This is a genomic window from Nonomuraea sp. NPDC052116 (assembly GCF_040680035.1).
Lineage (GTDB): Bacteria > Actinomycetota > Actinomycetes > Streptosporangiales > Streptosporangiaceae > Nonomuraea > Nonomuraea angiospora_A.
The window spans coordinates 1-11,363 of record NZ_JBFAWA010000061.1 but is presented as its reverse complement, the minus strand read 5'-3'; the positions used below and the strand labels follow the sequence as shown (position 1 = coordinate 11,363).

Annotated in this window: 7 protein-coding genes; 4 read left to right on the top strand and 3 right to left on the bottom strand. The window is 70.0% G+C overall.

The features are described 5' to 3' along the window. Nucleotides 1–14 precede the first annotated feature (14 nt). Genes AB0L65_RS59375 through AB0L65_RS59360 form a run of 4 tightly spaced genes read left to right on the top strand, consistent with a single transcriptional unit; the run spans nucleotide 15 to nucleotide 9,357 of the window. Nucleotides 15–2,084: an ATP-binding protein gene (locus tag AB0L65_RS59375; protein ID WP_364265866.1), complete on the top strand. Its 2,070-nt coding sequence runs from the start codon at nucleotides 15–17 to the stop codon at nucleotides 2,082–2,084. After that, the gene (locus tag AB0L65_RS59370; RefSeq protein ID WP_364265864.1) at nucleotides 2,081–5,518 is read left to right on the top strand and encodes a DUF4157 domain-containing protein; all 3,438 of its coding nucleotides are present in this window, start codon (nucleotides 2,081–2,083) and stop codon (nucleotides 5,516–5,518) included. The genes AB0L65_RS59375 and AB0L65_RS59370 overlap by 4 nt, the downstream gene beginning before the upstream one ends. Before the next feature lie 15 nt (nucleotides 5,519–5,533). Next, complete coding sequence (locus AB0L65_RS59365; RefSeq protein ID WP_364265862.1) at nucleotides 5,534–6,532, top strand: tetratricopeptide repeat protein; 999 nt, start codon at nucleotides 5,534–5,536, stop codon at nucleotides 6,530–6,532. Further along, complete coding sequence (locus AB0L65_RS59360) at nucleotides 6,529–9,357, top strand: FkbM family methyltransferase (protein WP_364265860.1); 2,829 nt, start codon at nucleotides 6,529–6,531, stop codon at nucleotides 9,355–9,357. The genes AB0L65_RS59365 and AB0L65_RS59360 overlap by 4 nt, the downstream gene beginning before the upstream one ends. 267 nt (nucleotides 9,358–9,624) lie before the next feature. On the opposite strand, the gene AB0L65_RS59355 is transcribed toward AB0L65_RS59360, so the two are convergent. The 3 genes from AB0L65_RS59355 to AB0L65_RS59345 all read right to left on the bottom strand — a co-directional run bounded on the left by AB0L65_RS59355 (nucleotide 9,625) and on the right by AB0L65_RS59345 (nucleotide 11,261). Further along, nucleotides 9,625–9,873 carry a hypothetical protein gene (locus AB0L65_RS59355; RefSeq protein WP_364265858.1) on the bottom strand — a complete coding sequence of 83 codons (249 nt, stop codon included), beginning with the start codon at nucleotides 9,871–9,873 and terminating at the stop codon, nucleotides 9,625–9,627. Between the two features lie 142 nt (nucleotides 9,874–10,015). Continuing rightward, on the bottom strand, nucleotides 10,016–10,669 hold the full coding sequence (locus AB0L65_RS59350; RefSeq protein WP_364265856.1) for a hypothetical protein: 654 nt from the start codon (nucleotides 10,667–10,669) through the stop codon (nucleotides 10,016–10,018). A gap of 184 nt (nucleotides 10,670–10,853) precedes the next feature. Further along, entirely contained in the window at nucleotides 10,854–11,261 is a 408-nt protein-coding gene (locus AB0L65_RS59345; protein ID WP_364265855.1) for a hypothetical protein, read from the bottom strand. Between the last annotated feature and the right edge of the window lie 102 nt (nucleotides 11,262–11,363).

The window sequence follows — 11,363 nt, the reverse complement described above, 5'->3', positions numbered from 1 at the left end:
GGAGGCGTACGGGAATGTCAGCTTTCGAGGGAGTCCCGCCGACGGCGAGAGAGCACTTCGCACTCCATTACCACGCCGCCGCCTACCGCCTGATCGACCACCTGAGGCGCGTGGAGGGCCTGGACTCGGCGTTCGGGCGGTATCCGTTCCTGCGCCGTCATCTGGAGGCCGTGGCGCCCTGGCTGCCGGAAGAGCTCGGGTGGGAGCAGGCCCCGGCCTGGTGGGACGGCGAGCTGCCGGCGTGGGAGTCGGCGGTCCCGGAGGGGGGCGAGTCGGCGTTGCCGCTGCTCGCGCTGGCCAGGAACGGTGGGCTCGATCCGGGTGCGCGGCTGGCGCTCATGGTGTGCGGTCTGGTGGAGGAGGATCCGAGGTTCGGGCACGTGTTCGCGGATCTGCAGGCGCCGTCGGCCGAGCGGCGGCCGTGCCTGGACACGGTGAACGCCGTGAGCGGTTCGCCGGGGGCGGTTCTCATCAGGCATGGGCTGGTCGAGGTGGCGAACCGAGAGGCGCCGCGCGCGTCCTGGATCCTGCGCGTGGCGCCCGATCTGTGGGAGGTGCTGCGCGGCGATGGCGAGCCCGCGCTGGCCCCCGGCCTCCTGCACATCCCCCGAAGAGAGGCCGAGCCGATCGCGGAACTGCTGGTGGGAGCGCGGGTCGCGGACTGGTTGCCGCAGGTGCCGCCGCTGCTGGCCGCGGGCGAGGCGAGCGCCGTGGTGCTGCGCGGCATGCGGGGCAGCGACCGCCGCCGCGTGGCGAGGGCGGTGGCGGGCGCGCTCGGCCGCGGCACGCTGGAGGTCACGGCCGAGCAGGTCACGGGCGAGTATGGCTGGCCGCGGATCGGCCCGCTGGCCACGGCGCTGCACGCGATCCCTGTCCTCGTGTACGACCTGTACCCGGGCCAGGCCGCCGACGTCCCCGCGCTGCCCGGCTACGCGGGCCCGCTGCTGCTGGTCCTGGGGCGAGAGGGAGGGCTGCGCGGCCCGGCCGTGGCCCGCGCGGTCACGATCGAGATCCCCCGTCCGAGCGCCGCCGACCGCCTCGGACACTGGCGCCGGGCGATGAACGGCCACCGGTGCGGCGACCTCGAAGCCATCAGCGACCAGGTACGGCTGCCGCCCGCCGACATCCGCCGGACCGCCGAGACCGCCGCCGCCATCGCCGCCCTGGACGGCCGGGAGTCGGTGACGCCCGCCGACGTGCGCGACGCGAGCAGGACGCTCAACCGCCAGCGGTTGGACACGCTCGCGACCCGGCTCGAACCCGCCGGTGGCCGGGACCGGCTGGTCGTCACCGAGGTGGCCGGGGCCAAGCTGCTGGATCTGGAACGCCGCTGCCGGCACCGCGAACGCGTTCTCGACCTGCTGGGCCCGGCGTTCGGCGAGGACACGGGCGGGGGAGTGCGGGCGTTGTTCACGGGGCCGAGCGGCACCGGGAAGACGCTGGCCGCCCGCGTGCTGGCCCACCGGCTCGGCATGGACGTGTACCGGGTGGATCTGGCGGCCGTAGTCGACAAGTACGTGGGCGAGACCGAGAAGAACCTGCACCGCGTGCTGTCCAGGGTCGAGGAGCTCGACGTCGTGCTGCTGATCGACGAGGGCGACGCGTTGCTCGGCGCGCGTACCGAGGTGCGTTCGGCCAACGACCGCTTCGCCAACCTGGAGACGAACTACCTGCTGCAACGGCTGGAGGTGTACCAGGGGATCGTCGTGGTGACCACGAACGCCGTCGCGAACGTGGACCGCGCGTTCCAGCGGCGGATGGACGTCGTGGTGGACTTCGTCGAGCCGGGCCCGGCCGAGCGGGCGCGGATCTGGCGCCACCATCTGCCGCGCGTGCACGAGGTGCCGCCCGACCTGCTGGACCACCTCGCCGCACGCTGCCCGCTGACCGGCGGGCAGATCCGCAACGCGGCACTGCAGGCGGCGCTCCTCGCGCTCGACGCGGACGGCGTGGTGCGCGCCGGGCATCTGGAGCAGGCCATCGCCACCGAGTACGGCAAGGCGGGCGCGGTGTCCCCGCTCGACTCCTCGGGCCTGTCCGGACGGTCAGGCGGGGTCCAGGATCTGCTGGAGGCGCTGCCGTGAGCCACGCCAGGAAGCCCGCCACGAAGAAGGGCGCACCGCAGCCCCGGTCCGGACAGCCCGCCGAGGTCGCCAAACAGGCCGGACCCGGACCCGTACGCGACGGGACCGAGCCCAGGGTTGGCATGCCGGCCAGGCGCGCGATCAGCATGAGCGAGCCGGGCGACAAGCACGAACGCGAGGCCGAGGCCGTCGCCGAAGACGTGGTGTCGGGCAGGAAGGCGACCCCTGTCACACGGGCCATGGAGCCGATGCGTGACCCCATGACCGAGGTGCGGACGGCGAAGGAGCCCGGCAGCCAGGTCGGCGGAGGCGCCGAGGACCAGGTGCGGAAGGCCCTGGACGACCGAGGGCGGGGACGGCCCATGGCGCCCGCGATGCGCGCGGCCATCGAGCAGCGCACCGGCGCCGACCTGAGCGACGCCAGGATCCACGACGACGCGACCGCCGTACGGGCGGCGCAGGCCATAGACGCCCGGGCCTTCACCCAGGGCGACGACATCTTCCTCGGCCAGGGGGAGTCGGACCAGGACCTGGGCCTGATGGCGCATGAGGCCGCGCATGTGGCCCAGCAGCGCGGCGACGACCGGGACAGCCCCGTGCACCGCCTGGCGGAGGGCGCCACCGTCCCCACCCCGACCGATCCCGGCGCGAGCCACGAGCGGGAGCCGCACCCGGTACGGCGGGCGAAGGCGGCGAAGGGCCGGTCCGCGCCGGACGAGGGGGACGGCGACGCGGGCTCGATCAAGGGAATGAAGATCGTCCTGAACAAGGTGGCGATCCCCGAATGGAAGTACGACTTCACCAAGCGGAAGACCGGCCTCGACATCCCCAAGACGGGAAAACGCAACACCGACCAGACCGCGGAGTGGGCGAGGAAGGTGAAGCCGGGCATGAGGCCGAAGCTGGTGGCGCAGTTGGAGTCCTCCAAAGCGATCCACGTCGGTGACAAGCGCATGTACTTCTTCGCCTACACCCGCGGCACCGGATACGTGCTGGGCAGCAGGGCCGCCCTCCTCAACCGCATCATCCGCCCCGAATGGGATAAATCCGGGAAACCCCACTACTTCGATGTGGACCACAAGCAGGAGATGCAGCTCGCCGGCGAGGACGAGATCGCCAACATGTGGCTGCTCGACGCCCGCATCAACCAGGAAACGGGCTCCCAGATCTCCGCCGCGATCGAGGACCAGATCAGCAGGGTCCTGGACAAAGCCAGGAAGACCCTGGGGAACAAGGTGCCGGACTCTGCGCGCGCCGCGCGCGCCACCCACGAGGTAACCATCGCCAACGTCGTCGCGGCACCGGCACGCAAGCCGAACGACGACGATTCCTGGGAGCCCGCCGACATCGAGGCGGGCGAGCCGCTGGAGTCGCTCAGGCTGATGTCCGAGGACGAGGCGAAGAAGGCCGGCCTCATCGACCCCACCGCCACCTCGCCCCTGCTGATCCTCGCCAGCGGAACGGGCGGCGGCAGCGTCACCATCCCCTGGAACCTGGCCGCCAACCGGCCCGAGGGCAACGGCCCCTGGCCGTTGTTCAGCAGTTTCAAGATCACCGAGATCACCTGGAAGAACGGCAAGGGCAGCATCACCGGCGGCGTGTTCGAGGGCAATCCCCTGCTCGAGGACTCCTCGCTCACGGTGGACCTGGAGAAGCACCCGAGCCTCACCCACGCGGCGGTGGTGAATGGCAGGAACATCGAGTCGAAGCTGCGCAAGTTCGGGGTACGCGGCCTGAGCCCCGTGAAGATCGAGGTCGCCGAGCTGCGCGACCCGGTCGGCCTCTACCTCAGGGGCAAGGTCCTGCCCACGATCCCGCCGATCATGAACGTCGGGATCGACCTGGTCATCGAGGGCGACGACGTCTACCTGGAGAAGTCGTTCACCTCCGCGGACCTCACCTTCTCCGGCCCGATCGCGGTCACCGGGACCTCGCTTGCCATCGCGGGCGGGTTCATCGGCGGGCACGCGGCGCTGCGCGTCACCGGCGGTGTCTCCTTCGCCGTCGAACGGGTCGGCGAAGGCAACGTGCGGGCCCAGGCCGAGCTGAGCGCCGAAGGGGTGAAGTTCGCGCTTGAAGGCGACTTCGACTTCGACACGAAGCTGTTCGACCAGGCTACGGTCAACGTCTGGTACCGGCCGCCCACGTTCGGCGGTGGCGGCCGGCTGGAGATCAAGGAAGGGAAGATCAGCGGCATCAGGGGCGCGCGGCTCGACGTCGCGTTCGACAACGAGCGCATCGAGGCCAAGGGCAGCGTGGACGTCGCCATCAAGGGCGTCGACCGGGGTGACCTCGCCGTCACGTACGAAAAGGACAAAGGGCTGCTGATCGCGGGCTCGCTCAAGTTGTCCGAGGACATCCCCGGCATCAAGGGCGGCACCCTGGAAGCCTCGCTGCGCCAGAAGGAGGACGGCGCGTGGGCGCTCGGCGGCGACATCTCCGCCGAGACGGATATTCCAGGCGTCGCCGGGACGGTGACCGGCAAATACGACGACGGCGCATTCCAGATCGAGGGCACCCTCGGCTACGCCAAGGGCATGCTCCAGGGCTCGCTCACCCTCGGCGCCACCAACCAGCGCATCGGCGACGACGGCAAGCCCACGGGCACGGCCGGGGACAGGCTCACCGCGTACGGCGGCGGCCTAGTCAACGTCAAGCTGGCCCCCTGGCTGCAGGGCACGGTGGGCCTGCGGATCAAGCCCGACGGCGGCGTCGTCGTCACCGGCAAGGTGGGCCTGCCGTCGGAGCTGGAGCTGTTCCCCAAGAAGAATCTCACCAAGAACATCTTCACCATCAACATCGACATCCCGATCGTCGGCTTAACCGTCCTGGGCCAGCGGGTGGGCGTCTTCGCCACCGTGGGCGGCGGCCTGGACGCCCAGGCGGGCATCGGGCCGGGCAAGCTGACCAAGGCCGAGCTGGGCGTCACCTACGACCCCGGCGACGAGGCTGCGACCAAGGTCACCGGGGCCGCCAAGATGTCCATCCCGGCCCACGCGGGCCTGGGGCTGTTCGTCACCGGCGGCGTCGGCGCGGGCATCCCGCTGGTGAGCGCCACCGCGGGGCTGAAGGTGGGCGGCGCGCTCGGCATCCAGGGCGCGCTGGAGAGCGACCTCCAGGTCAACTGGACGCCCTCCAGCGGCCTGGTCATCGACGCCTGGGTCGGCGCGTCCGCCAAACCGTCGTTCACCTTCGACGTCACCGGCTTCGCCAAGGTCACGGTGGACTACGTCGTCGGCACCGAGACGCTGTACGACCAGCGCTGGCAACTGGCCTCGGTCCAGTACGGCTCGGACCTGACGTTCGGGCTGAAGCTGCCGCTGCACTACGAGGAGGGCAAGGCGTTCGACATCGCGTTGTCCGACATCGAGTTCCAGTACCCGGAGATCGACACGACCGCCCTGCTCAGAGGGCTCGTCAAGAAGATCGCCTGAGAAGGGCGGGCAAGGATGCACACCGACGGTCCCAGGACGTACCTGGAGCGCAACGGCCCGCGGTCGGCCCGCGAGCACAACGACCGGGGCGCGCTGCTGCACTGCGCGGGCGACCTGGACGCGGCGGTGGCCGCGTACGAGGCCGCGCTCGGCCTCGACCCGGACAACCCCTGCGCGCTGAACAACCTCGGCTTCGCCCGCGCCCAGCGCGGCGACCACGCCGCGGCGCGCGCCCTGTACGAGCGGGCGGCGGCCGCCGATCCTTCGTGCGCGACCACCAGGGTCAACCTCGGCAACACGCTGGCCGTGCTCGGCGACCTGGAGGCCGGGGCCGCGATGCTCGGCGAGGCCGTCAAGCTCGACCGCACCAGCGTTCCGGCCTGGGACAGCCTGGCGATCGTGCTGGTAGCCCTCGGTGACCTGGCGGCCGCCGAGGGAGCCTGGCGCACCGCGCTGGAGATCGACGCGCGCAACGCGGACCTGATCGTCTCGCTCGGCACCGTGGTGGCCGCCCAGCGGCGGCTGGACGAGGGGGCCGGGCTGCTGCGCCGTGCCGTACGCCTCGACCCCGGCTCCGCGCGGGCCTGGGCGCAGCTCGGGATGGTGTTGTTCATGCGCTCGGACCTGGGATCGGCCGAGGACGCGTTCAGGGAGTCGCTGGCGGCCGAGCCGGCGGACGCGGAGGTCAGGAGGCACCTGGCCACGACGCTGGTGGCGCGGGGCAGGCACGCGGAGGCGCTGGCCGAGCTGCGGCGCGCGCTCGCCGTCGACCCCGACCGGCCCGAGACGCTCGTTGACCTCGGCGTCGTGCACCTGGGTCTCGCCGACCCGGCCGCCGCGCTGAAGGCGCTGGAGGCCGCCGTGAGCCTGGCGCCGCGGGATGAGCGCGCCGCCTTCTACCGCGCCGCCGCGCTCGACCTGCTGGGCAGGGAGGAGGGCAGAAAGGCGATGAAACGACTGGCCGCCGAGGGCGGCGACAGGGCCGCGCACTACCTCGCCGGTGACTCCCGATGAGCGAGGCACCGCTGGTCACGTGCTTCATGCCCACCCGCGACCGCCGCCGGTTCGTGCCCCTGGCGATCCAGCAGTTCCTGTGCCAGGACTACCCGGACAGGGAGCTGCTGGTGCTCGACGACGGGACGGACACGGTCGCAGACCTCGTGCCCGACCACCCCGCCATCAGGTACGAGCGGATCCGGCCCACCTCGACGCTGGGCGCCAAGCGCAACCTGGGCTGCCGTATGGCCAGGGGAGAGTTGATCGCGAACTGGGACGACGACGACTGGTCGGCGCCGTGGCGGCTCAGCCGGCAGGTGGAGGCGTTGATCCGTACCGGAGCCGACGTGTGCGGCCTCAGCGAGATGTGCTTCTTCGACCTCTCCTCCGAAGCCGTCTGGCGCTACCGCTACCCGCCCTCGCGGACCCGCCCCTGGGTGGCGGGCGGCACCATGTGCTTCCGCAAGGACTTCTGGGCCGAACACCCGTTTCCCGAGATCCAGGTGGGCTCGGACACTGTGTTCCTGTGGCAGGGCCGCCCTCGGGTGCACGCGCTGGACGCGCCCGGCATGTACGTGGCGACCACTCATCCTGGCAACACCAGTCCCAGAAGGGTGTCAGGGGCGTGGTGGCGGCCCGCCGAGCGGTCGGATCTGCCCGCCGAGTTCCTCGGCGCCGTTCGGCCGGGCACCTGCGTGGTGATCACCACGTGCGAACGGCCGGAACAGCTCGGGCGGCTGCTCGACGACATCGAGCGCGAGTGGCCGGGCGGTGGCCTGGACGTCCGCGTCTACGACGACGGGAGCGCGGCCGACTACGCGCACCAGCGGCGCCGCCTGGCCGCCCAGGGCTGGCGCTACGCCAAGGCGGAGCAGCGCCACGGCAAGCACGACTGGTGGCGGTTCTGGAACTGGATACTCGCCGACCTGCGTGACACCACCGCCGACCGGTTCTACGTGCTCCAGGACGACATGCGCTTGTGCGAGGGATTCCCCACGCTGAGCGCCCGGCTGTGGAACGAGATCCCGGACGACGGGAAGGTGTCCCTGTTCCTGCATCTGGACGAGCACGTGGCGGCGGGCGGGCGCTCGGGATGGACCCGCGTGCGCGACCGTCCCGTCGGCGAGGTCGTGTGCTGCGGCTGGCTCGACCTGACCGCATTCCTCTGTGAGCGCCACCTTTTCGACGCCCTGGATTGGAGGCTCAGCCCGATCCCCGTCCAGCGCTGGACCCGCGACCCGCTGCTCGGCTCCGGCGTGGGCGCGCAGATCAGCGTCCGCCTGCACCGGCTCGGCCTGCGGATGTACCGGACCTCGGAGTCGCTGACCGTGCACGACCACAGTCCGTCGCTCATGAACCCGCAGGCCAGACGCCACAAGCCGATGCGGACCGTGCGCTTCGCCGGAGGGGAGCACGAGGCGGCGCGGCTGGCGGGCGCCGAACCGGACGTCCTCGTCGCCGTGGCCAGCGTGCCCCAGCGCGAGAGCGGCCTCGCCGAGGTGGTCGAACGCCTGCTTCCCCAGGCCACCCGCATCGGCGTCTACCTCAACGACTACCCGGCCGTCCCGCCGTTCCTCGACCACCCCCGCATCAGCGTCGCTACCAGCCAGGAGCACGGCGACAGGGGAGACGCGGGCAAGTTCTTCTGGGCCGAGCAGGCGTCCGGCTACGTGGTGCTCTGCGACGACGACATCCGCTACCCACCCGACTACGTGGGCAGGATCCTCGCTGCCATCGACCTGTACGGTCGGCGCTCTGTGGTCGGCTTCCACGGAGCCACCATGAAGGAGCCTGTCACCGACTACCACAGGTCCAGGCGAGTGCATCATTTCTCGGGCGAACTGGAAACGGACACGCCGGTGCATCTGCTCGGCACCGGAGCAGCCGGGTACCACGCCTCCACCCTGCGGATCCGGTCGGCCGACTTCCCCGCCCCGAACATGGCCGACCTCTTCTTCGCGATCGCGGGGCAGCACCAGCGGGTGCCGTTCACGTGCCTGGCGCACGGGCGCGGCTGGCTGACCGGCATCCCCGGCCTGTCCGGCGATTCCATCTACGCCCGCTCCGTCGGCGATGCCGCGTTCCGCGCGGAGATGACGAGGACGGCACGCCAGGCCGGGACGTGGATCCTGCACCGGGTCCCCGACCCCTTAGTCGGGCTGGTCCAGGTCCCGGTCCGGGGTCCGGCCGCGCGTACCCGGCTCATGCTTCCCGAACATGATCACATCACGCTCGCGATCCAGCGTTCGGGCACGTACTACGAACACGACCTGCTGGACGCTATCCGCTCCCGGCGCCGCACCGGCACGTACGTGGACGTCGGAGCCCACTACGGCAACCACACGCTGTATTTCGCGCTGGAATGCCCGGCCGACCGGGTCGTGGCCATCGAACCGAACCCGGTCAGCCATGCGGGCATGCTCGCCAACGTTCGCGCGGCAGACGTCGAGGACCGGGTGACCGCCCTGCCCATCGCCATCCACCCGGACGCGGAGCGGGTCTCCCTCGTCCCGCTGCCGTGGCGTCCCCGGCCCGGCGGCGCCAGGACGAACTCCGGCATGTACGGGGTCACCGTGGGCGGCCCGACCCCGGCGGTCCGCCTCGACCGGGCGCTGGCCGATGTCGGCGACATAGCCGTCGTGAAGGTGGACGCCGAAGGCCTCGGAGCTGAGATCCTGAGGTCGGGACTGGGTCTGCTCACCCGCGACAGACCCCTCGTGGCGGTCGAGGCCGCCTCGGACGAGCAACAGGAGAGCATCCGCGTGCTGCTCGCGCCGCTCGGGTACAGACTCGCGGGACGGTACTGCTGGACGCCCACGTGGTTGTGGGAGCCCACTCAGTAGCCGAGCCTGTCCCGTTAGCTTGCGCACTAGTTCAGGACACGGATGATCGCGGCCTCGTGCCTGCGCCGCTTGTCCGGGTCGGGCTGGGTCCGGGGCGTGAGACGGGCAACTCGCGGACGTGCCAGGCGTTAACGAAGGACAGCTCGACGGCCTGCGCCTGTGGGGTCGAACATTCAGTCATGGCGTCTGACCTGTGGGTTCGCTGGACGCGCTGAACCCAGGCAGTTCGATTTGAGTGACTAGTCAAGTTGTTTGAGCGATCGCTCACTAAGTTGGGCGTCTGCTGAGGACCAGGATCCGGTCCAGAAGCTCGCGTTGCAGGGTGCCGATGACCCGCTCGTAGATGGTGTTCATCCTCGGCGTCCGGGGCAGGGTGGTTAGCTTCTGAAGCCCTTCGGCTGAGAAAACCTGCCGAAAGGCGGAGGCGAAGAGCCGGTTTCGATCGTGGATCAAGAACCGCAACCGGGCGATGCGGTTACCCAACTCCATGACCAGGCTGCGGGCCTGCTGCACCATCCACGCCCCCCGGGCGGGTGCGCGACAGCTCCGGCCAGGTGTAGTCGTCAGGTGCCGTGCTCGATCACGACCAGCGCATGCAGCTTGAGGTCAAACGCGGTATTGGGGAGCGCAACGGGGGATTGAGCCCATGACCCACGGATTATGACTGGACGCCAGCGCGGCGCGGTGCCAGAGACTCGATGTCGAGTACGCGCTCGGCTGTCTCTAGCCAGTCGTACGTCCTGGCCACGTCGGTCGCCGCCAGCAGGAAGCCGATGCTCTCCCGCCCCGAGGGAATGTCCGTGCGCCGCTTTCCGATTAACCACCTTGTCCTGTTGCTTTGAAGGAGATCAGCCGAATAGACGGCGAGTGCCTTGAACGCCCGGTATCGGCGATGAGCCTCGTAGTCTTTTTCGCTGGCATACCAGCGCAGTTCACGGTCAGCGCGAACGTTTTCCCGCAGTGACTGGTACGCCTGCCTGAAGCAGCCCAGCAGCAGCAGATCGTCCTCCGTGAGTCGCCGCTCCAGCACGATTTTGATCAGAGCCGCCTCCAGGTTTCCCTCCACAGCGGCCGCGCGCTGCAGGCACTGCCACTGCATATCGTCCGGGGTCGTGACCTGCGCCGGATGGCGTTTGTGCGCGCTCCACAGACGCCAGACCTCAATGAAGGATCCGTAGGCCCGATAGAAGCTCTCGACTGCAGCAAGATCGAGCTCTCGCCGTCGTTTGACGTCGTCCCAGCGGTAGGTGATCTGGCTGCCGATCAGCCACGCCAGCCCCGATGCTAGGACCACCGACAGTAACCCGGTCACGTTGGCCTCCGAGAATCAAATCTCCAGATTCCAGCATGCAGCGTCTCGCATGGTGCCGGAGAACGCACGGGACGATTGCGTCGTGGAGCGCGACTTCTGATCCGAAAATTGGAGCGTAAGTAGGAAACGCGGTAGCAAGCCCCGGCGTGTTCGGTGCCCCGAGGCTGGTGGGCAGGTCAGCCGGTTAGGCCGCAGGTTCCAAGATGACCCAGTAGCCGAGGGCATCGAGTTGGCGGACATGGTTGCGCCTCTTGCGTTCGGGGCAGATGCGGGTGTCGTAGAAGTCGGCGCCCAGGTCGATGACGTGAGCGTCGGGGTCGGACAGCGGGTGCCAGATGACGGTGAGGATGGAGCGGCCGGCGGCGACGATGGCTCTCTTCTTGCTGCGGCGGCGGGCGATGCGGCGGTGACGTTTGCCGAGGAAGGTGTTGGTCTTGCCAGCCGAGACCCCGGCTTCGCCCAGGACCCCGGGCCCGGTAGGGGGTGCCGTGGCAGGTGGCGCTCCCGCCTTTCTTGCGGTCGGCTGATTCCTTCGTCGTGGGGCGAAGCGTGCCCAGGAGGCCAGATGGTCGGTGGTTGGGAAGCGAGTCATGTCCAGGCTGATGACGTTCGTTGAAAGTGCTCAGACCTGCTCGTTGAAAGTGCCCACCTGGGAGAACTCGCCGGTGGCGGTCGTTCCGTCGCTGGTGAGCTC